The organism is Streptomyces sp. NBC_00523, from assembly GCF_036346615.1.
In the GTDB taxonomy this organism is placed as follows: Bacteria; Actinomycetota; Actinomycetes; order Streptomycetales; family Streptomycetaceae; genus Streptomyces.
This window is the reverse complement of record NZ_CP107836.1, coordinates 6,206,786-6,228,890: the sequence shown is the minus strand read 5'-3', so window position 1 is coordinate 6,228,890 and position 22,105 is coordinate 6,206,786. Positions and strand designations below refer to the sequence as shown.

At 68.7% G+C, this 22,105-nt stretch carries 13 protein-coding genes and 1 pseudogene; 11 read left to right on the top strand and 3 right to left on the bottom strand.

Translation table 11 applies throughout. The features are described 5' to 3' along the window. Positions 1–162: 162 nt before the first annotated feature. The 4 genes from OHS17_RS28160 (at position 163) to OHS17_RS28145 (ending at position 12,822) form a co-directional block, all read left to right on the top strand. Positions 163–1,713, top strand: coding sequence for an FG-GAP repeat protein (locus OHS17_RS28160; RefSeq protein ID WP_330314399.1), 1,551 nt, complete (start codon positions 163–165; stop codon positions 1,711–1,713). A 241-nt stretch (positions 1,714–1,954) separates the two neighbouring features. Further along, on the top strand, positions 1,955–5,398 hold the full coding sequence (locus tag OHS17_RS28155; RefSeq protein WP_330314398.1) for a LamG-like jellyroll fold domain-containing protein: 3,444 nt from the start codon (positions 1,955–1,957) through the stop codon (positions 5,396–5,398). A 228-nt stretch (positions 5,399–5,626) separates the two neighbouring features. Next, complete coding sequence (locus OHS17_RS28150) at positions 5,627–12,325, top strand: polymorphic toxin-type HINT domain-containing protein (RefSeq protein ID WP_330314397.1); 6,699 nt, start codon at positions 5,627–5,629, stop codon at positions 12,323–12,325. Between the two features lie 5 nt (positions 12,326–12,330). Beyond that, on the top strand, positions 12,331–12,822 hold the full coding sequence (locus OHS17_RS28145; RefSeq protein ID WP_330314396.1) for an SUKH-3 domain-containing protein: 492 nt from the start codon (positions 12,331–12,333) through the stop codon (positions 12,820–12,822). A gap of 838 nt (positions 12,823–13,660) precedes the next feature. Here the strand turns inward: OHS17_RS28145 and OHS17_RS28130 are convergent. Continuing rightward, positions 13,661–13,795, bottom strand: a pseudogene (locus OHS17_RS28130) (3-oxoadipate enol-lactonase); the annotation flags it as partial. Positions 13,796–13,895: 100 nt separating this feature from the next. Here OHS17_RS28130 and OHS17_RS28125 point away from each other — a divergent pair. The 6 genes from OHS17_RS28125 (at position 13,896) to OHS17_RS28100 (ending at position 17,963) form a co-directional block, all read left to right on the top strand. After that, positions 13,896–14,480: an ArsR/SmtB family transcription factor gene (locus OHS17_RS28125; protein ID WP_330314395.1), complete on the top strand. Its 585-nt coding sequence runs from the start codon at positions 13,896–13,898 to the stop codon at positions 14,478–14,480. A gap of 13 nt (positions 14,481–14,493) precedes the next feature. Next, entirely contained in the window at positions 14,494–14,682 is a 189-nt protein-coding gene (locus tag OHS17_RS28120; protein ID WP_330314394.1) for a hypothetical protein, read from the top strand. A 126-nt stretch (positions 14,683–14,808) separates the two neighbouring features. Continuing rightward, positions 14,809–15,048: a hypothetical protein gene (locus OHS17_RS28115; RefSeq protein ID WP_161207781.1), complete on the top strand. Its 240-nt coding sequence runs from the start codon at positions 14,809–14,811 to the stop codon at positions 15,046–15,048. A gap of 19 nt (positions 15,049–15,067) precedes the next feature. Continuing rightward, positions 15,068–15,535 (top strand): hypothetical protein, encoded by a 468-nt coding sequence (locus OHS17_RS28110; RefSeq protein ID WP_330314393.1) that lies wholly within the window; start codon positions 15,068–15,070, stop codon positions 15,533–15,535. 86 nt (positions 15,536–15,621) lie between these two features. Then, positions 15,622–16,848 carry a metallophosphoesterase gene (locus OHS17_RS28105; RefSeq protein WP_330314392.1) on the top strand — a complete coding sequence of 409 codons (1,227 nt, stop codon included), beginning with the start codon at positions 15,622–15,624 and terminating at the stop codon, positions 16,846–16,848. A gap of 125 nt (positions 16,849–16,973) precedes the next feature. Beyond that, positions 16,974–17,963 carry a helix-turn-helix domain-containing protein gene (locus OHS17_RS28100; RefSeq protein WP_443053268.1) on the top strand — a complete coding sequence of 330 codons (990 nt, stop codon included), beginning with the start codon at positions 16,974–16,976 and terminating at the stop codon, positions 17,961–17,963. Here OHS17_RS28100 and OHS17_RS28095 read toward each other — a convergent pair. Further along, positions 17,945–18,343, bottom strand: a complete 399-nt coding sequence (locus tag OHS17_RS28095; RefSeq protein WP_330314390.1) for a nuclear transport factor 2 family protein — start codon at positions 18,341–18,343, stop codon at positions 17,945–17,947. The genes OHS17_RS28100 and OHS17_RS28095 overlap by 19 nt on opposite strands. 242 nt (positions 18,344–18,585) lie before the next feature. Between OHS17_RS28095 and OHS17_RS28090 the strand changes: the two genes are divergently transcribed. Then, entirely contained in the window at positions 18,586–21,642 is a 3,057-nt protein-coding gene (locus OHS17_RS28090; RefSeq protein ID WP_330315380.1) for an AfsR/SARP family transcriptional regulator, read from the top strand. A gap of 12 nt (positions 21,643–21,654) precedes the next feature. Here the strand turns inward: OHS17_RS28090 and OHS17_RS28085 are convergent, their stop codons facing one another. After that, a complete protein-coding gene (locus OHS17_RS28085; protein WP_018100441.1) occupies positions 21,655–21,849 on the bottom strand; it encodes a hypothetical protein in 195 nt (64 codons plus the stop codon). Between the last annotated feature and the right edge of the window lie 256 nt (positions 21,850–22,105).

Below are 22,105 nucleotides of genomic sequence, written 5' to 3'. Positions count from 1 at the left end.
CCTCATGCGCTTGATCGACTGTTGTTGCCGAACTGCCGCGAGGCTACCCGGCCATACATTGACATGCGCAGGAAGTGCAGTATTTGATTCGCTCTGCTGTGCGCGGAGGGATGAGACACCGGGGGGTGTTGGCGCGCAGGTTTCTCTCATAGGGGTGGGGTTGTGAAACTGAAATTCCGTATGCCCGGAATCGTCGCTGCGGCCGGATTGCTTGTAGCAGCGTCTGGCTTGGTGTTCACCTACGCAGCGCCGGCTGCCGCGGCGGCGTGCGCGGGTGTCGGCTCTGACTACAACGGCGACGGGCTTATCGACAACGTAGTCACGGACCCGCAGGCGACGGTATCCGGAGTCAAGGAAGCCGGTCTGATCCGGGTCATCTACGCGGGAGACGTGCCCGCTTCCGAGATTTCGCAGGCGTCGCCGAACATGGGATCCGTGGCGCCCGAGCAGGGTGACCGCTTCGGATCAGCCATAGCTTGGACCGACTTCAACGGTGACGGCTGTACTGACCTCGTCGTCGGCACTCCGAACGAAGACCTCGGCTCGGGTGCCGAGGTCATGAGGGACGCCGGCATCATCCACATCATCTACGGTTCGCCCGCCGGTCTCGGCGCCGGTGATCCGGCCACTCTCTACGGCCAAGCCTCGTTCGGGCCGGGAGCGAACGAGGCCGGTGACCTGTTCGGCTACGCGCTGCAGGCCGGTACCGCTGCCTCTGGCGAGCCGTATCTCGTCGTCGGATCCCCCGGTGAAGATGTTCTGGTCGATGGCGTCAGCGTTCCTGACGCCGGTTCCGTCAGCTATGCGGAGGGCAACACAAGAGGCGCGATCACCCAGGACAGCCCGGGAGTCTTCGGCGACGTCGAGAGCGGCGATCAGTTCGGAGCCGCGCTGGCGGGGACAAATCGCTACTTCGCCGTCGGAGAACCGGGGGAGACCCTGGAAAATGCCGCGGCCGCTGGCGGAGTCACCGTCTTCAGCCACACACTCAAGGACGGCATGCCCACCCCGCTCACATGGATCGACCAGGGCGAAGGGCTCACCGGCGCCATCGAGCCCGGTGACCGCTTCGGGGCCGCGCTGTCGATGACCAACTACCGCCCGTCGAAACAGACCTACAACACGGATGCCCTGCTCGCCATCGGCACCCCGGGCGAAGCGATCGGAACGGTTCCCGGCGCGGGTAGCACCACGGTGGTGCGCATCGAACCCTCGGGCACGTTCACCGAGATCAAGGCGCTGGACGCCGGTATCGCGAACGTGGAAGGCGAGCCCGGCGCGGGAGACTCCTTCGGGCAACGGGTAGCCATCACCAACACCGACACCAGCGTGGTGACCAGCACGTCCACCATCCGACTCGCGGTGGGCGTCCCCGGGCGCGACGTGGACGGGCTCGCGGACGCCGGAGTGGTGCACGTGTTCAAGCCCCTCGACACCGACCCGGGAAGTACGGACAAGATCATCAAGCGGGGCTCCGGAGTGCTGCCCGGCACCCCTCACGCCCGTGACTTCACCGGCATCGCGCTCCGCTCCGGCACAAGCGTCCTGTACATAGGCATCCCCTACAGCAAGGACCCCGCGACCTCCAAGGGTGTGCTCTACACGATGCCGTGGACCGACATCGACGGCACGTCGAACGTCGGCACCAAGACCTTCCAGCCCGGCGCCGGCGGCCTCTCGGACATCGGCACTGCCTTCGCGACCGTCGGATGACCGGCGTGAAACGCGAACGACGGCAGAGCCACAGGAGCGAGAGAGAGCGGACGACCAAGTGAAGAGCAACACCATCACGAGACGCAGGCGCGGCCGACGCCCTCTCGTCGCCGTCACACTGACGGCGCTTCTGGCGGCCGGAATCGGCATCACGCCCCTGCCGGGCGGCCTTTCGCCGGCCTCAGCGGCGCCCTCCGAGGAGCGCACCGCTGCCGGAACGGAAGCGGCCCAGGAAGCAGCGGTGGCATCCGACGAACCGGTCGAGGTACTGAGCCTGCGAGACGAGCGCAGTTCCACCGTGGCCAATCCGGACGGCACCTTCACCACCACGACGGCCGTCCAGCCCGTGCGCGCTCGCAAGAACGGCGAGTGGACGGACATCGACACCACACTCGTACGGCAGAAGGACGGCTCGTACACACCGAAGGCCGCCGTGACCGCCATGTCCTTCTCCGGCGGCGGAACGACCACCTTCGGCACGATCCAGAAGGACGGCCGGGCGCTGTCGCTGGACTGGCCGGACAAACTGCCCGAGCCGACGGTCGAAGGTTCGACAGCGACTTACCCCGAGGTGATGCCGGGCGTAGACCTGCAGGTGACCGCCAGCGCCGAAGGATTCTCACACCTCATCGTCGTCAAGGACGCGGAGGCCGCGGACAACCCGGATCTGGCCCGGTTGCAGCTGCCGGTCAGCGCCACCTCGGTCGACCTGCAGGAATCCGAAGACGGTGGCCTGACCGCGACGGACACGGCCGGAGGGACCGTGTTCGAAGCCCCCGCGCCCTTGATGTGGGACAGCACGGCAGGTGACGGCCCCGAACCGGGTGATCCGTCGCCGACGGCCGTGGAGCCCAACAACGGCGAACTTGCGGTGACTCCGCCGGACGGCACCCGTGTCGCCGACGTGGACGTCGAGGTCGGCCGGGACGAGCTGACCCTGACGCCCGACAACGGACTGCTGACCGGCGAGGACACGGTGTATCCGGTCTACATCGACCCCGTGGTGAAGACGGCCAGCCGAAGCTCTTGGACCATGGTGTCGTCGCACTACGCCTCCACCGAGTTCTGGAAGTTCGACAACCACGAGGGTGTGGGCCGCTGCCCGGCCGACGTGTCGTACCTGTGCGCGAGTTCCAGCGACACCAAGAGGCAGTTCTTCGCCATCCCCACCGCATCCTTCGAGGGCAAGGACATCATCAAGGCGGAGTTCGCCGTGACGATGGTCCACGCGTACAGCAGCGACGCCAAGAGCGTGTTGCTCAGCAGGGTCAACTCCACCGGTGCGAGTGCCATCAACTCCTCCACCAACTGGAACAACCAGCCTTCCTGGAAGGCGGACGTCGACAGCGAGTCGCCGACCAACCCCGCTGGTTCCTGCACCGCGGACAACCAGAACGTCTGGTTCGACGCCAAGACGGCCGTCCAGCAGGCCGCCGACAAGGGCTGGGACACCACGACCTTCCGGCTGCGCGCCGGAGACGAGAGCAAATACTCGTACTGGAAGAGGTTCTGCGGCAACGCCCTGCTCTCCGTCACGTACAACCGGCCGCCCCTGGCCCCCTCCATGGCGGACCTCACTATGTCGCCCGGTGGTAAGTGCGAGTACCGTCACGCCGACGAGCATTACGTCTCCGAGGCACCCGTCCTCAACGCCACGATCAAGGACTACGACCACAACGACACCCCCAGCAAGTCCGAAAGCCTCAAGGCCCAGTTCCACGTCTTCTGGACGAAGGACTCGACGCAGGTAGACCACTACGCGACCACGGCCTTCCATACGACGACCGGTACGGGCCAGACGGGCTCCGCCGCGTTCAAGTACACAGTCGGCTCGGACCTCAGCACGGATTCCGACGCGGGCTTCAGCATCCCGTCCAACGTAGCCATCGGCTGGGAGGTGCGGGGCTCGGACGGAACCGCGTGGGGCCCGTGGAGCTCGGCAGGTGACGAAGCGTACCGGTGTGAGTTCATTTACGACGCCACCGCACCCAAGGCGCCAGTGATCACCTCCGCGCAATACCCCGACGACGGGGCCTGGCACGCGGGCGTCGGTGACTACGGCAGCTTCACCTTCGACTCCCCGTCGAACGACGTGGCGAAGTACACGTACCGTTTCAAGGGAGGTAACTGGTCCACGGTCGCGACGGCCACGCCAGGCGGCCCCGCGACGGTGAAGTTCGTGCCTCCCAGCGAGGGGACGTGGAGCGTCGAGGCCAAGGCCGTCGACGCGGCGGGCAACGCCCAGAAGACGTCGATGGGGTACACCTTCCTTGTCGACCGTGGACGCGCCCCGGTGGGCGGCTGGACTCTCGGTGACGTCAAGGGCGCCACCTCGGCAGCCGGCACCGGCTCGTCCCCGGCTGCCGCACCTGGCCCCGGAGTCACCTTCGGCGCCAAGCCCGGACCGCTCGGCGCCGCCGACACGTACGCCGCACTCGACGGCACCGAGAACGCCTACCTCGACGCCGGTCAGCACATCGTGAACACGGACGCCGGCCTCTCGGTCAGCGCCTGGGTGCGGCTGCCGGAGGTTCCGGACCACGACGAGACCGTGATCAGCCAGGACGGCACCGGCCTGCCGGGCTTCGATCTGGGCTACGACAGCGACACCCGCGCCTGGGTCTTCCGTATGCCGTTCAACGACATGGAGTCGCTGGGCAGCTGGCAGGTCACCGGAGGCAAGGTGGTGCCGGACGCATGGACGCACCTCATCGGCTCCTACGACGGCGTCACAGGCATCATGCGCCTCTACGTGGACGGCACGGCGGTCACCACCACCGCGAAGCGGACCACGCCGTGGAACGCCGCCGGAAACCTTCAGATCGGACGCCGGCTGGCCCTCGACGGCTACACCGCCCACCTCAAGGGCGGCATCGCCGACGTCCAGGTCCACGACCGAGTCGTCACCGGCCCCGAGAGCGCGGAGCTGGGCGGCATCGTGGCCCAGCAGCTCGCCTACTGGGATGTCGACACCGCTCCGGCGAGGGTCGCGCCCGAGGCGTACGGCGGCACCGGCCTCACGCTCGGCGGCGGCGCCTCCATCTACGAACCGGCGCCGGGCTGCGCCCCAGAGACAGACCCGGACTGCGTGGAGACCGCACCGGAAGAGCCGATGTGGGGCGACGGCCACCTGCTGCTGAACGGCACCGACGCCTATGCGACACGGTCCGCCGGGCTGCTCTCGAAGCAGGACAGCTTCACCCTGACCGCCCGCGCCCGCCTGTCCTCCGTTTCACCCACGAAGGACCAGACGGTCATGGCGCTCAGTGGGACCCACGGCAGCGCGATCACAGTGGGGTATTCGGCCGCGGACAGCCGATGGGTCCTGATCGCGACCGATGCGGATTCGGCGACGGCCACGAGCACCACCGTCAAGGCGACAGGCTTCCTGCCCAGCAGCAGTAGCAAGGGCGACCACCTCGCCCTCGTGTACTCGGCCGTCTTCGGAGACGTCGTGTTGTACGTAAACGGCGTCGAGAGCGCCCGTGTGCCGTGGGCCAACAGCTGGGACTTCACTACGACCTCGCTCCAGGTGGGCCGCAGACTGACCGGTACCACCGCCGACGCCTTCCTCTCGGGCGCGGTCGACGAGGTGCGTCTGTTCCAGGGCGCGCTCGACGCCAGTCTCGTCGCGACCGTCATGGTCCTTCCCGACGACACGAGCGTCGAGGCGACGCTGTCCTGATCGCCCGCGCTCGGCCGGGGCCGGACCCGCGAGGTTCCGCCCCGGCCGCGCCCCGTTCTCAGAGCACCGATCCCATCTCCTGACGGAGTTCTCATGCGCGCATCACCTTTTGGAAGATCCCAATTCCGCATACCGACACGGTTGGTACGCAAGGTTGTACTCACGGCGACGGTTGCCCTGTCCATCGGCCTGTTGCCCCAATACGCACCGCAGGCAGCCGCCGATGGCGTGACACGTCCCGATACACAGACAAATCTGGACGATCCCGTCGAGGGTAGAAACGGTGTCGTCCGGAAGCAGAAGCGCGCCGACCAGGCCGCACGGGCGGCTGTGACGAAGGCAGCGGTCACCCGGTGGCCCAAGGCGTCGTCGGACGATGTCGCCGTGGCGGCCAAGGGCTCCAAGGGTGCTCGGGCCGAGGGGCTTCCGCTGAAGGCCGCGGCCACGGGAACGACCAGTCCCCGGTCCGTCCGGCTGGCCGTTCTCGACCGTAAGAAGGCAACGGCCGCCGGCATCGACGGTCCGCTGATGACCGTGGCCCGTACCGACGGCGGAGCCGAGAGCGGCCCGGTCGAGGTGTCCCTCGACTACGGTGACTTCGCGGAGGCGTACGGCGGTAACTACGGAGCGCGCCTGCGCCTGGTGACATACCCGGAGTGCGTCCTCACCACGCCCGACCGGCCGGGATGCGCCACGGCAACGCCACTTGCCACCCGTAACGACACGGACAGCACGACGCTGAGCGCGAAGGTCTCCGCCGCGTCGGCCGCCACGACGGCGGCGTCCGGCTCCGGTGTCACCGTGCTGGGCGCGACCGCAGAAGCGGCAGGAAGCCAGGGCGACTTCGGAGCCACCTCGCTGAAGGCGTCCTCCCAGTGGAGCGTCTCCAACTCCTCCGGCGCCTTCAACTGGTCCTACCCCATCACCGCGCCCCCCGTGCCCGGTGGTCTTGCTCCGGAAGTCGGCCTAGCCTACAGCTCCCAGTCCGTTGACGGGCAGACCGCCACCACGAACAACCAGGGCTCATGGATCGGGGAAGGCTTCAGCTACGAACCCGGCTTCATCGAACGCCGGTACAAAGCCTGCGCAGACGACGGCCACGACGACACGATCGGCGACCAGTGCTGGGGCTACGACAACGCCACGCTCTCGCTGCCGGGCGGCGCCTCGGGTGAGCTGATCAAGGACGACACCACCGGCGAGTGGCATGTCTCGTCCGACGACTTCTCTAAGGTCGAGAAGATCACCGGAACAACCAACGGTGACAATGACGGCGAGTACTGGAAGCTCACGTCCAACAACGGCACCCAGTACTTCTTCGGCCGCAACCAGCTCCCCGGGTACGAATCCGGCAACGAGGCCACGAACTCCGCCTGGACCGTCCCGGTCTACGGCGACGACTCCGGAGAGCCCTGCTACAAGTCCACCTTCGACACCGCGTTCTGCAACCAGGCGTGGCGTTGGAACCTCGACTACGTGGTAGACCCCCACGGCGACACCATGTCGTACTTCTACGGCAAGGAGCTCAACTACTACACCCAGGGCCTGAAGACCACGGAAAACGGCAAGGCATACGTCCGTGGCGGGTACCTCAAGCGCATCGACTACGGGCAGCGCGAGGACAAGACCTACTCGACCAAGCCCGCCGCGCGCGTGGTGTTCACCACCGACGAGCGCTGCGTCGGGGATCTCACCGACTGCTCGCCCGGCGCGCTGAAGGACGACACCGCGGCCGACTGGCCCGACGTGCCGTGGGACCGGAACTGCAAGGCGGACACCAAGTGCGCCGGCCAGAACTCGCCCACCTTCTGGACGCGTAAGCAGCTCACCGAGATCACCACCCAGATCCGGAACGGCGCGACCACCTACGAGGACGTCGACCGGTGGAAGCTCGGCCACTCGTACGTGGACAACGGCGACGGGTCGAAGTCACTCTGGCTGAAGAACATCGACCACACCGGACTGGTGGGCGACGACAAGTCGGTGCCCTCGGTCGAGCTCCAGGGCATCCAACTCCCCAACCGCGTCGATGTCCCGAACGACAACATCCAGGAGTTCAACCGGTTCCGGCTGGCCGGCGTCGCGAGCGAGTCGGGCAGCGCGCTGTCCGCCAACTACTCCGAGCCGGAATGCACATCCACCACCTTGCCCAAGGTGGGCGAGTCGACGGTGCGTTGCTACCCGGTCAAGTGGAACCCGCCGGGTGTCAAGGACCCGATCACGGACTGGTTCAACAAGTACGTGGTCACGTCGGTGATCGAGGGTGACCTGGTGGGGGAGAGCCCCGACCAGATGACGACGTACACCTACCTCGGTGACGCGGGCTGGCGGAAGGCCAAGCCCGACGGTCTCTCCAAAACCGACAGACTGACGTGGAGCGACTGGCGCGGGTACGGCAAGGTCCTGGTCGAAACCTCCGACGGCAGCATCAAACCGTCCAACACGAAGACCGGGCACGTCTTCTTCCGCGGACTCGACGGCGACGCCCAACCGGGCGGCGGCACCCGTTCCGTCAGCGTGAAGGACAGCAACGGCACCTCCTACGACGACTCCGACTGGAAATCCGGTACAGAGCTCGAGACGACGACCTACAACGGCGACGAGATCGTCTCCAAGTCGGTCAACACGCCTTGGACGAAGACCACCGCGACCCGCGTCAAGGACTGGGGCACCTCCTACGCCCGGTTCGTGCGCGAGGGCCGTTCCGACACCTACGAGGCGCTGGAGGGCGGGGGCTGGCGGCAAACGGCCTCCACCACGTCGTACGACGACAAGGGCCGGCCGGTTCAGGTCGCTGATTACGGCGAGCTGGACGTAGCGGACAACCAGTGCACCCGCACGGAGTACGCGGACAACGCCTCCAAGCACCTTTACAGCTATGTCTCACGCGTCGAGACCCTGGCCGTCGACTGCAGCACGACCGCCCCGGACCGGTCCAAGGTCGTCGTCTCCGACGAGCTGACGTACTACGACGGTTCGACCACACGCGGTGCGGCGCCGTCCAAGGGTGAGCCGACGCTGGTGAAGCGGCTGGCCTCGCACAACGGCACCACCGGCACGTATCAGGAAGTGTCCACCTCCACGTTCGACCAGTACGGCCGCCCGCTGGTTGTCACGGACGCGGCGAAGACACCCACCACCACGGCGTACACGGACAACGCCTACGGCCTGGCCGTGTCCAAGACCGTGACGAACGTGCTCGGCTGGTCCACGACCACCGAGTACGCGCCCGAGTGGGGCACGCTCTCCGCCCAGACCGACATGAACGGCAAGCGCACCGACCTGGCGTACGACGGTCTCGGCCGCGTCGTCTCGGTGTGGATGCCCGACCGGCCCAAGGCGAGCTTCACCCCCAGCATCAAGTACGACTACGGCATCCGGAAGACCGGACCGAACTACCTGCACACGCAGAAGATCGAGAAGGACGGCGCGTCCTACGGCCACGAGTACACCCTGTACGACGGCCTGCTCCGGCCCCGACAGGTCCAGACGGAGGCGCAGGGCGGCGGACGCCTGCTGGCGGACACCTACTACGACGGCTCCGGCCGTGTGGTGAAGACGAACGACACCTACTATGCCGCCGGCGCTCCTGCGGCCACTCTTTTCGTCCCGCGCAACGAGGACATCGACGCACAGACGGTGACCGAGTTCGATGGTGCCGGCCGGACCACCGCGACGGTTCTGAAGGTCGCGGGTATCGAGAAGAACCGCACCACCATCGCCTACGGCGGCGACAGGGTCCACACGGACCCGCCGAACGGCCAGATTCCGACCACGGCCATCTCGGACGCCCGGGACCACACGGTCGAGCTGCGTCAGTACAAGGGCGACAAGCCGCTCCTCCCTGGGACGGTCAACGACTACGTCTCGACCAAGTACGCCTACACCCCGGCCGGACAGCTGTCCAAGGTCACTGACAACAAGGGCAACATCTGGTCGTACACATACGACCAGCGCGGCCGTAAGCACACTGCGACCGACCCGGACACGGGGTCCTCGACCTACGAGTACGACGACCTCGACCGGCTCGTCTCCACCACCGATTCCCGCGCCAACACCACCACGACGGTCTACGACAAGATCGGCCGCACCACCGAAACGTGGCAGGGAGCGGCCGGCACCGGTACCAAGCTGTCCGTTTCCAAGTACGACACGGTGGCCAAGGGCGAGCTGTACGGCTCGTACACGTACAAGGACGGCGCCGTCCTCTCGTCAGTGACCTATCCGGCCCTGGACGACGACCTGGAACCGACCACGACCAAGTACTACCTGTCCAAGACCGCCGAACCCGAGCTGGGCGGCACTTACCAGTTCGACACCCAGTACAACAAGGACGGCACGGTCGCCGGACAGAACTTCCCGGCTGCGGGCGGTCTGCCGGCAGAGGCACTGTCCTACCAGTACGACGGCCTCCAGCGCCCGGTGGCGATGAACACCTCGCTCGGCGGGATGAGCTACGTCTCCGGGGTGGCCTACTCGCCCACCAACAAGGTGGAGCAGCTGGAGCTGACCACCGGCGAGACGGGCGCCAAGAAGACCTGGCTGTCCTACTCCTACGAGCAGGGCACCTCACGCCTCATCAACGCCCGGGTCGACGTACAGGGCGCCGCCTCGGTGGCGTACGACGCCCGTTACACCTACGACGACGGCGGCAACGTTCGGTCCATCACGGACGCACCCGACGGCGGAACCCGGGACGTGCAGTGCTTCCGTTACGACGGCCTGCGGCAGATGACGGACGCCTGGACGTCGAATGCCACCCCGAACAAAGCGGTGGGCACCGGAGCGACAGAGTCGGCCTGTGCGTCGGCGCCCTCGACCGCGACCGTGGGCGGGACAGCGCCCTACTGGTCGAAGTACGGATTCGACACGCTGGGCAACCGGACGTCGGCAACCGACTACGGCCTGAACGGCGCGGCGACGTCCACGAAGTCCTACACGTACGGCGAGAACGGGAAGGGCCCCCACCAGCTGACCACGGAGGTCGTGGACACCACGGCCACGTCGAGCACTCCCGCGGTCAAGCTGGCCAACACGTACTCCTACGACGCGACCGGCAACACCGAGCAGCGCGTCCTCAACGGCGACACACAGAAGCTGAGCTGGGACAAACAGGGTGAGCTGACCAAGGTCACCAACGCGGACGGCGCCACTACCGATTACGTCTACGACGCGTCGGGCAACCGACTGCTCAGCAAGACGGCCGAGGAGACGACGTTCTACCTGCCCGGCATGGAGCTGCACCTGAAGAAGTCCACGGGTGCGGTGACGGGCGCGCGTTACTACAGTCTCGCCGGCCAGACGGTGGCGGTCAGGGACAACGGCGGCGTCACCTTCCTCGCTTCCGACCACCACGGCACGGCGCAGCTCGCCGTGAACGCGGCCACCGGCGCCACCCAGCGCCGCCGCATGGACCCCTTCGGAGCGGAACGCGAGGGGTCCGCGACGGACTGGGTCGACGACAAGGGCTTCGTGGGCGGCACGGTCCAGAAGGTCACGGGCCTCACGACCCTCGGAGCGCGGGAGTACGACGACTCCACGGGCCGGTTCATCTCCGCCGACCCGATCATCGACTACACCGACCCGCAACAGATCAACGGCTACGCATACAGCCTCAACAACCCGGTCACGTTCTCGGACCCGGGCGGCCTGGCTCCGGACGACTGCGCCCTGGTCGGCGTCGCCTGCAAGCCGACTGGCAACGGCGGCTGGGACGTCAAGCCCACAGGGCAGTACTACACCTACTACGGGGTACAGGCGCCCACAGAGACGCCGTCGCAGTACAAGGCCCGCCAGGCCCAGACGGACGCGGACATCGCTAAACAGCGCGCGATAGCCGCGGCCAAGGAACTGGCCAAGATCGCAGCCGACGAACTGGGCATCACAGACGCCCTGGACTGCTTCACGACAGGCGCGCTCGGCGCGTGCGGCGCGACGGCGGTCAATATCATCTCCAGCGCGGTGGGCGGAATCGTCGGCAAGCTGGCCAAGAAGTACGGCGTTCCCTGGAAATGGAAGAAGGCGGCGGAGCTCGGCAAGCGCCTCTGGAAGCTCGGCGACAAGCTGATCAGCGGAGTCAAGAACTGGCTCAGCAAGTCGAAGCTCGCCCGCAGCTGCAACAGCTTCGTGCCGGGCACCGAAGTCTTGATGGCAGACGGGTCCGCAAAACCGATCGAAGAGGTCAAGATCGGTGACAGAGTTCTCGCCACGGACCCTGAATCAGGAGAGACAAAGGTCCGAGAGGTCACGGCCGAGATCAAGGGCCAGGGCCTCAAGCACCTGGTCAAGGTCACGATCGACACGGACGGCGACAAGGGCGACGACACAGCCTCCGTCACCGCCACGGACGGCCACCCCTTCTGGGTGCCCGAACTGCATGCCTGGATCGACGCCACGGACCTCAAGCCGGGCGATCAACTCCGCACGAGTGCCGGCGCGCTGGTGCAGATCGACGGAGTCGAACGCTGGACCCAAGCAGCCACGGTTCACAACCTCACTGTCAGGGATCTGCACACGTACTATGTGCTGGTAGGTGCTACGCCGGTCCTGGTTCACAACTGCAATACTGGCGACCCGTTGGTGGACCACGCCAATCAGATTCGCAATCAAACAGGTGTGAAGTTCGTATCGGAGTACACGTCTCCTTCGGGTCAGAAGTACTACGGACGCAACAAGCATGGCCAGCAGGCGAGCGGCCCCCTGAAGACGGCTCTGGACGAGGTTGGCCATCATGGAGGTTGCGCCGAGGTGCATTGCCTAATTCAGGCTCAGGCAGCTGAGGGTCCTGCCGCTATCAGGGGAGGTACAATGCGTACAGTGCAGTCGAGAAACAACTCCATGCCCACGTCAAATACGACTGGACACGGTGAACCAGCCAGCCCTTGTGGCCGCTGCGGGCGACTGCTGGATCACCTTGGTATTGGATAGCCGCCATGATCAGATTTGATTCGTTGCGGCCCGATCTGTTGCAAGCTCTTCGTGATGCTGGCTGGCATCCTCGGAGGAGGGTTAGCGTCAGCCCTTGGCTCGACTCCTTGCAGCAGGAAGGGTACCTGCCGAATTTGCAGGCCGAAGAAATCCTTGCTGCGCTGGGTGGGCTAGTCATTGAGCCAATAAATCAGTCTGGCCTAAACTTCAGCAACGATGAACCGTTCAATTTCGATCCCATCTCGGCTGGGTCGGGCCAGCGGGACCTGGCGTCGGAGATTGAGGGAGTCCTGGGCGGGCAGTACTTTCCGATCGGCGAATGGCTCAGTTATTCGAGCGTTTTCATTGAAGCCGATGGGAAGGTAGTAGCCGCCGGGCTCGGATGGATCTGGGAAATGGGATCCACCTTCGAAGATGCTTTGGAGTTGGCGATCTGTGCAGATCGCCCCCTAGTGTGCCTGTACTCCGACCCGGGGCTAGAACCGTGGCCTCACTGACTTCACGGCAGTAAATTGAAGCCCCGCCAGGCGCGTGGCGGATTCTAGGGATCGCCGCAACACGTGGTCGGTTGTGTAGGCGGCGAGTAGTCTATGCAGACGCTCGGCTGGGGTTTCCCAGCCGAGCGTTTTGCGTGGGCGCCCGTTGAGTTCGGCGGCGACGGCGGCCAGGTGTTCGTGGGTGTGGACGGACAAGTCCGGCTCGCCCGACCGCTGGCCATGGACCTGCGGCGACCCTGGGAGAAGCCGGCGGAGCCGAACAAACTGACACCCGCCCGCGTCCGCAGAGGGTTCAGAAACCTGCACGCGAAGACCGGGTCTCCAGCCGGTACACCGAAACCGACCCGGCCCGGGCCAGGCAGGCCGCCGGGCTCGAGGAACCGCTGCCCGGCCACCCGTCACGACGTGGGCAGAGTGCTTGCAACCGGCGAGGCATACAGCCGCCCCGCCCACCACAAGCAAGGCACCAAACCCCGTCGCGGAAGCGGTACTGACACCATCGGCATCAGGAGGCGCTAAGTTTCACGCAAGCGAACAACCGTGTCCTGGTCGATCGCGTGAAGTCCCTGGACCGCGTGTTGCGCATCAGCCGTACGACACGTGCCGCTGTTGTGTCCCTTGCTTCGGTGACTCCCAAGTGGACAACCGCGTGCAACCGCCGCTGCAACCCACCCGTTCGGAAGCCCCGCCAGGCCGCACCTGCGGGGCTTCTCGTCGCACGCCGCTCTCACGCGACCATCACCGACTGCGTAGACTCCCCCGGACCAGAATGCCCTGACCTGGCATTACGCGCTCATCTTGGACTGGCTTGGACGCCCACGGACGGTCTCTACAACCTGTGCCAGGTGGTGCCGAGTGAGGGCCCGATGACCAGGACCGGCGCGTCCTCGGGGCCGTCGAAGCGGTATTGCAGGGTGTTCGGTGGTGTCTCACTCACGCCCTCGACCCTCTCACGTAGCAGGACAGCGCCCATGGGCGGGTTCTCGCCGGGCGAGGTCCAAAGAAACCGATGCAAAGAACCAGTTGCAAAGAAATCCTTGCAACCGAGTCTTTGCATGACTAACATTGAGGCCATGGAAGAACAGCCGGACGGACTGATCCGCAATCTCGACGCCCGCTCGCTGCGGGGGCTCGCCCATCCGCTGCGCATGCAGCTGCTGGACACCCTCCGCTTCGACGGGCCGGCCACCGCTTCCCAGCTCGCCGCGAAACTGGGCGAGTCGAGCGGGTCCACCAGCTACCACCTGCGGCAGCTCGCGGCGCACGGCTTCATCACGGACGCCCCCGAGCACGGCAAGGGGCGGGAGCGCTGGTGGCAGGCGGCGAACCAGGGGCTGCGATTCGACGACTCGCTGCTCAACCACTCCAGCCCGGAGGTGCGCGGTGCTGCCGAGATGTATCTCCAGGAGGTCGCGCTCACCCAGGCCCGGGACCTGTCGTCCTGGCTCGGCGAACGCACCAACTGGCCCGAGGAGTGGAACCGCACCTGGGACATGAGCAGCGCGACCCTGCGGCTGACGCCCACGCTCGCCGGAGAGCTCATCGAGAAGATGCACGCGCTCCTGGACGAGTACCGCGACCGGATCACCGACGAGGACGAGGGCGACAGCGCCCGCGTGCGCGTCCACACCCATGCGTTCCCCCTCACCACCGAGTAAAGGAGAACCACCCATGCACGCCCAGGCCCACCTCGCCCTGCACCAGATCCGCGCCGCCGAACTCCACGCCGAGGCCGACGAGTACCGCCTCGCCCGTTCCGCCCGGGCCCCCCGGCCCCTGCGCACCGTCCTCGGGTGGACCCTGATCGAGGTCGGCCTCCGCCTGACGGCCGCGCCCCGCCGCACCGTCGCGCTCCCCTAGTACGGACTGCCGGTCGACCGCCGCGGCGACTGCCGCCCGGCGCGCGGTCCGGACCCTAGCGTGCCGCACAGGTGAGCGGCCGCCCGTCCGGGCGGCCGGACCGTGTCCGCAGCAAAGGGAGTCCCCATGAAGAAGAACTCGTCCCGGACGGCGGCGGCCTCCGCCGCCGTGGCCCTCGTCGCCGCCGGTGTCCTGGTGGCGGGGTCGGCCACCGCCACCGCCGCCCCCGTCGAGCGCGTCACCTCGCTGGAGCAGCTGAAGGCGAGCATCCAGCAGGCCGCCGAGCAGGAGTCCGGCGCCGCCCTGGACATCAACCCGACCGGCTACATCACCCAGAACGGCGCGGCCGCCCGGGCCGCCTGCTGACGCGAAGGGGCCGAGGACCGTGGACAAGGACAAGTCCCCGACGAGCTGGTGTCCCAGCGGTGACGCGCATGCGCCCGAGGCGGTCGTCCTGGGTGTGCGGTCCGGGCAGGAGGGCCGGGTCGCCTATCTGGCCGACCCGGTGCCCGCCTCCGAGGTGCTGGGCGACGTGCCCGAGGGCATCGACCCCCGGCGCATCCTGCGGTTCGCCTCGCACTGCGTCAGCGGCTGCGCCAACCGCCGCGGCGACGACTGCGCCCTCGTGGAGCGGGTGGTCGCCGCCGCGCCCAGGGTGGTCGAGGCAGCCGTGCCGCGCTGCCACCTGCGGACGAAGTGCCAGTGGTGGACGCAGAGCGGCGTCGAGGCGTGCCGGCGCTGCCCGGCGGTCTCGACCCGCCATCACGCCGACGACGAACTGGCCGGGCTGATCGCGGACCCCACCACCACCCGCGAGCAACTCGACGCCTGGATCGCCGCCGGGACCGGCTGACCCTCCGGCGGTGGCCGTCTCCGGGCCCTCGGGGGCGACCGGGTAAGGTGCCCGGCGGCATTCCGGCCGCCGTCCGAGGAGGAAACGTGACCGACACCAGCGAGGCCCGGTCCGCGGACGGCGGGGCGGCGGCGGCACCGAGCCGGGTGCGGCGCCTGATGCGTTACGTCCCCCTGATCGCCCCGGTGCTGCTGTGGGCCGTGCCGTGCTGGGTGCTGCTGTACACCGGGCAGCACTGGCCGCTCCCCGTCACCGTGGCCGGCACCTGCCTCTTCGCGCTCGGCCTCGTCACCATGCCGGTCGCGATGATGCGGGGCCACGGCAAGCGGCAGCAGGACCGGGCGGCGATCGTCGGGGACAGCATGCTCGGCTCCATCTGGGTGCTGTTCACCTGGTCCGTGCTGCTCGGCGTCCTGCTCCGGCTCGCCCTGACCCTGACCGGGACCGGCGACGGGCAGGACCGGGCCAGGATCGTCACCTGGTCGGTGCTCGGGGCCGCCGCCGTCCTGCTCGCGTGGGGGTACGCCGAGGCGCGCCGGGTGCCGAGGGTGCGCCGGGTCGAGGTCCGAGTGCCGCGCCTGGGGCCGGGCCTGGACGGGACCCGGGTCGCCCTCATCACCGACACGCACTACGGGCCGCTGGACCGGGCCCGCTGGTCGGAGCGGGTGTGCGAGGAGGTCAACGCGCTGGAGGCGGACCTGGTCTGCCACACCGGCGACATCGCCGACGGCACCGCCGACCGCCGCCGCGCCCAGGCCGCCCCGCTCGGCACGGTGCGCGCCGCCCACGCCCGCGTCTACGTCACCGGGAACCACGAGTACTACAGCGAGGCGCAGGGCTGGGTGGACCTGATGGACGAGCTGGGCTGGCAGCCGCTGCGCAACCGCCATGTGCTGCTCGAACGCGGCGGCGACACCCTCGTGGTGGCCGGTGTGGACGACGTCACCGCCGAGTCCTCCGGTCTGGCCGGTCACCGCGCGCACCTCGCGGGGGCGCTGGACGGCGCCGATCCGGACCTTCCGGTGCTGCTCCTGGCGCACCAGCCGAAGTTCATCGACCGGGCCGCCGAGGGCGGCGTAGACCTCCAGCTGTCGGGCCACACCCACGGCGGTCAGATCTGGCCGTTCCACTACCTGGTCCGCCTCGACCAGCCGGCCGTCGCCGGGCTGAGCCGCCACGGCGACCGCACCCAGCTGTACACCAGCCGGGGCACCGGGTTCTGGGGCCCACCGTTCCGTGTCTTCGCGCCCAGCGAGATCACGCTCCTGGTGCTGCGTGCGCCGGAGGGACCGGCCGGGTCCGCCGCGTCCTGACCCGCGACCGGCCGCGGACAACGCTTGTCGCGATCTTGGCCGATCCATCAGACTGCACCTGGCCGGAACCTGACCTGTCCGGCGGCTGATCAGGCGTGAGGGGGTGCCCGACGGTGTGGCAGGAGATGGCGGCGGCCGAGATGGCGCCGGACAACCGGTTCGAGTGGTTCGAGCAGGTGGTGTCCGACGTCCTGCTCCCCACGGAGTTCCGCGCCGCGGACCCGGACAGCTTCGACGCGCGGGGCGGGATGCTCGGTCTCGGGACCGTACAGCTGGCGCGGTTCGCCTACGGTCCGCTGCGGTCGCGCAGGACCCCGGCGCTGATCCGGCAGGGGGATCCGGAGCAGTACCAGCTGGCGCTGGTGACCAGTGGCTCGGCGTGGTTCGCGCAACAGGGCGGCGAGGCCGAACTCGGCGTCGGCGGCATGGCGTTGTGGGACACCTCGCGTCCGTACGAGTCCGGCTCGGGGACGGACGGGCGGGACGTCGAGGTCATCGTCCTGCAGATACCGAAGGTCCGGATGCCGTTGCCCTCGCAGCGGGTGGACCGAATCCTCGCTCGGAGTGTCCCGGGCGATACGGGGATGGGCGCGATCCTGGCCGGTTTCCTGACGAACCTCGCCGCCACGGGGGCCGACTGCTCACCCCAGCAGCTGGGCGTGCTGGGCGAGATGGCCGTGGACATGGCCGCGTCCTGCCTGGCCGACGGCATCGGGTCGTTCCCGGTGGAGGCGCCCGCCGAGCTGCGGACGTCCGTGCTGCTGCGTCGGGTCAGCGCCTTCATCGACCATCACATCGGTGACCCCGGACTGTCCCCGAGCCTCATCGCCGCCCGCCACCACCTGTCGCTGCGGAGCCTGCACGCGCTCTTCCGGGACCAGCCCGAGAGCGTCGCCGCGACGATCCGCCGCCGCCGGCTCGACGGCTGCCGCGCGGACCTGGCCCGCCCCGAGCTGCGCCGGCAGCCCATCCAGGCCGTCGCCGCCCGGTGGGGGTTCACCGACGCGACCGTGTTCAGCCGGGCCTTCCGGACGGCGTACGGGATGGCCCCGCGCGACTACCGTGCGGCCGCCCTGCGCCCGGCGGACAGGGCCGGTCAGGGCACCGCGTGGTAGTAGCGGGTGCAGGACTCCACCATGCCGTCCTCGGCGATACGGAAGACGTCCACGAAGCGCATGCCCGCGTCATGGGCGTGCGTGCCGAGGCGGCGGCCCGCCGCCACCACGTTCCGGGAGTGGGCGACGACCTGGTCGATCTCGTGGCGAGCGGGTGTCCCCAGGTGGTCGCGGTGGGCGTGCAGGAACGCGGTCCGTCCGTGGGCCGTCGGGACGCCGGGCAGGTCCAGGGCGACGTGGTCGTGCAGCAGGGAGGCGCACGCGTCGAGGTCCCCGGCGTCAAGGTATTCGTAGACGAGACGGACATGGTCGGTCCCCGCGGCGGTGACCAGATCACCCCCGGTGTACGGGTCGCTGCTCGTCCAGGCGTCGGTGTGCATGGACGCCTCCTTTCTCCTCCGCCCCGCACTCTTCCGGGCCACGCCAACCCCCGCCTATCGCGCGGCTATTCGCGGGCCGGTCACGCTGGGCATGCAGGATGGACAGATGCGTGAGGGTTGTGAAAACTTTGGGGACGTTGATCCCGGAGCATCAACGCGCTTACGAGCTGGGGGTCTCGGTGGCCGAGGGTACGACGCACACGGTCCAGGATGCCCCGGGCGCGGCGAGACCACCCTTCCAATTGCTGGGCCCGCTCCAGGTGCGGGGCAAGGAGGGGCCGCTGCGGGTGCCGCCGGGCCGTCAGGAGGTCATCCTCGCCGCCCTGCTGCTCGAAGCAAACCGGGTGGTCAGCACGAACTACCTGGTGGACCTCATCTGGGAGGACAGCCCGCCGGAGACCGCCCGCACCCAGGTCCAGATCTGCGTGTCCCGGCTGCGGAAGCTCCTGGCCGGTGCGGACAGCACGGTCTCCATATCGACCCGCCCGCCGGGATACGTCCTGCACGTGGACACCGGGGACGTGGACTCGCTGCTCTTCACCGGCCTGGTCGCGATGGCGAGGCGGCAACGCGACGAGGGCGAGTCCGAGAAGGCGGTGGCGCTCCTGAAGTCCGCGGTGGCGCTGTGGCAGGGGGACTCCCTGACCGGCCTGGACAGCGGCCCCCTGGCCAACAAGGCGCGCCAGCTGGACGAGGAGCGGCTGAGCGCCGTCGAGCTGCGGATGCAGTTGGAGCTGGAGCTCGGCCGGCACGACCGGCTGGTGGGTGAGCTCCAACTCCTCACCCATGAGAACCCGTTGCGGGAACGGCTCCGGGGCCAGCTGATGTGCGCCCTGTACTGGTCGGGCCGGCAGGCGGAGGCGCTTGAGGCGTTCCGGGACGGGCGCCGCATCCTCGACCAGGAGCTGGGCCTCGAACCGGGCCGGGAACTGCGCCGACTGGAGGCGGCCATCCTCGCCGGGGAACTGCCTCCGCCGGTACGGGGGCAGGCGCCCCGGTCCGCCGGTGGGGGCGCCGTCGAGCCCGCCGCGCCCCGGCGCCCGGCCGTCGGCGCCGACCGCGGCGAGCCAGCCCGTAGCGACGCGGGACACGCCACCAACCCGAGCGCCCACCCGGTGCCCGGGGCCGCCCAGGACTCCCCCGGTGCCCCGGCCGAACCACAACCGCACGACGCCCGACCGCAGCAACTCCCCGCCGACGCTTCGGACTTCGTGGCGGACGACGCCCAGCTCGCCGCCCTGGAGAAGGCGCTGACCGGTGGCCGGGAGCGCAAGGCGGTCGGTCTTGCCGTGATCACCGGGAAGCCGGGCACCGGCAAGTCCACGCTGGCCGTGAACCTCGCGCACCGGCTCGCGGAGACGGGGTTCCCCGACGGCCAGTTGTACTGCGATCTGCGCGGCACCGGGACCCCGGCCACCACCGCGGAGGTGCTGGGCCGCTTCCTGCGCGCCCTGGGCATCCCGGGCCAGCTGATCCCGGACTCGCTGGACGAGCGGGCGGAGATGTACCGCACCCGGCTCGCCTCCCGCCGCCTCCTGGTGGTCCTGGACGACGCCGCGTCGGAGAGCCAGGTGCAGCCGCTGCTGCCGGGGAGCCGGGACTGCGCGGTCCTGGTCACCAGCCGGGCCCGGCTGACCGCGCTGCCGGGCGCGCACCGCGTGGAGCTGGACGTCCTGGACGAGGAGCGGGCGCTGAAGCTGCTCTCCCGGATCATCGGGGAGGAGCGGGTGGAGGGCGAGGCCGCGTCGGCCGAGGCCCTGGTGCGTACGGTGGGACGGCTGCCGCTCGCGCTGCGGATCGTGGCGGCCCGGCTCGCCGCCCGTCCGCACTGGACGCTCGCCTCGATGGTGCACCGGCTGGCCAACGAGCGGCACCGGCTGGACGAGCTGGCGCACGGTGAGATGACGATGCGCGCCAGCCTGTCGCTCACGTACAACGGTCTGGCGCCCGAGGACCGGGGGCTGCTGCGGCTGCTCTCCATGGCGCGGACGCCGACGCTGCCGGGCTGGCTCGCGGGTGCGCTGCTCGACGACGACCGGCCGGTGCCGTCGGACCTGCTGGAACCGCTGGTCGACATGCAGATGCTGGACGTGGTCGGGGTGGAGCGGACCGGCGGCTACCGGTACCAGTTCCACGAGATCATCCGCGTCTACGCGCGCGAGCAGCTGGCCGCGCAGGACGCGCCGGAGCTGCGCCGGGACGCGCTCGTCCGGATGGCGGGCGGCTGGATGTATCTGGCGCAGGAGGCCCATCGCAAGGTGTACGGCGGTGACTTCACCGTCCTGCACGGCGACGCGCCGCGCTGGGCGCCGCCCCCGTCGTGCACGAGCGACCTGCTCGCCGATCCGCTCGCCTGGTTCGACGCGGAGCAGGGCGCCCTGTGCGGGATGGTGGAGCACGCCGCCGACGAGGGCCTGCACGACGTCAGCTGGAATCTGGCGACGACCCTGGTCACGTTGTTCGAGGTGCGGGGCCATTACGACCTGTGGGAGCAGACCCACGTACGGGCTCTGGCCGCCGTGCGCAAGGCGGGCAATCTGCGGGGTACGGCCGCCGTCCGGGCCTCGCTGGGTTCGCTGTACATGAGCCGCAACGAGTTCGACATGGCGCGCCAGGCGCTGAGTTCGGCGCTCGACGTCTTCCAGGCGCTGGACGAACCGCAGGGCGAGGCCCTGTGCCGACGTGACATGGCCCTGATCGCACGGACGAACGGCGACGACGACACCGCCCTCGATCTGTACGGGCGGTCGCTGGCGGACTTCGACCGGGCCGGTGACGTGGTGGGGCGGGCGATCGTGCTGACGCAGAGCGCCCACATCCGGATGCGCCGGGGTGACGTGGACGTGGCGCAGGCGCAGTTGGACGAGGCGCTGGAGATCTACGACGGGGTGGGCTATCTCGGGGGCCGGGCGCGGACCTTGCGCCGGGTGGGCCAACTGCTGCTGGAGCGGGGCGAGCTGGACCTCGCGGTGCTGACGTTCACGGAGGTCCTGGAGCTGTGCCGGGATTCCGGTGATGTGATCGGCGAGGGGCATCTGCTGCGGGATCTCGGCCAGGCGTTCGTCATGATGGGGCGGCCCGACAGGGCGAGGTATTTCTTCGACCGGGCCGTCGCGGCCCGGGAGCAGATCATGGATTTCGGCGGTGGCGCTCTGGCCCGCCTGGATCTGGCGCGGCTGCTCGGCGAGGAGGAGCCGGGGCGTTCCCGGGAACTGCTGGCCCCCGCGGTGGAGGTCTTCACGAGCCGGGGGATGAAACGGGAACTGGCTGAGACTCGACGGCTGTTGGGCGCCGGCTGAGTCCTGCGGGGGTCAGTCCCAGGGGTTGTTGTCGGTGGAGCCGGTGGCGCCCGGGGTGGGGGTGCTGCTGGTGCCGGTCGGCTGGGTGCCGGTGCCGGACGTGTCGTCGGCCCAGCCGACCTGGACGCCGATGCCGGTGACGATCACGACCGCGACGGTGGCGAAGGCGGCGCGGAGGGCGTTGCGGGCGGTGGTGTTGCGGTTCATCGGACTGTCCCTTCGTCGGTGTTCCGTTTCCTTCTGGACACCAAGTTAGGAACGCGCGGATTCACGGGACCGCCCCCGCTCCTATCCCCCCGCTATCACGGCACTGGGCCCCTATCACCGGCCCGGGCGGGGGCTCCTGTCGCCTATCCCGAGGGGCCGGCCGGGCCGGTGGCGGCGTTGGTCTCGCGATGCCTCCCGGATAGGGCGCACGCGGAGGATTCCGGCAGCAGCAAGGCACGACAGCCGTCCCCTCCGG

What these genes read in the sequence shown, in the direction of transcription:
- OHS17_RS28085 (WP_018100441.1), bottom strand. Translation starts at nt 21,849, where the DNA reads ATGAACCGCAACACCACCGCCCGCAACGCCCTCCGCGCCGCCTTCGCC.
- OHS17_RS28145 (WP_330314396.1), top strand. Translation starts at nt 12,331, where the DNA reads ATGATCAGATTTGATTCGTTGCGGCCCGATCTGTTGCAAGCTCTTCGT.
- OHS17_RS28125 (WP_330314395.1), top strand. Translation starts at nt 13,896, where the DNA reads ATGGAAGAACAGCCGGACGGACTGATCCGCAATCTCGACGCCCGCTCG.
- OHS17_RS28115 (WP_161207781.1), top strand. Translation starts at nt 14,809, where the DNA reads ATGAAGAAGAACTCGTCCCGGACGGCGGCGGCCTCCGCCGCCGTGGCC.
- OHS17_RS28095 (WP_330314390.1), bottom strand. Translation starts at nt 18,343, where the DNA reads ATGCACACCGACGCCTGGACGAGCAGCGACCCGTACACCGGGGGTGAT.
- OHS17_RS28120 (WP_330314394.1), top strand. Translation starts at nt 14,494, where the DNA reads ATGCACGCCCAGGCCCACCTCGCCCTGCACCAGATCCGCGCCGCCGAA.
- OHS17_RS28100 (WP_443053268.1), top strand. Translation starts at nt 16,974, where the DNA reads ATGGCGGCGGCCGAGATGGCGCCGGACAACCGGTTCGAGTGGTTCGAG.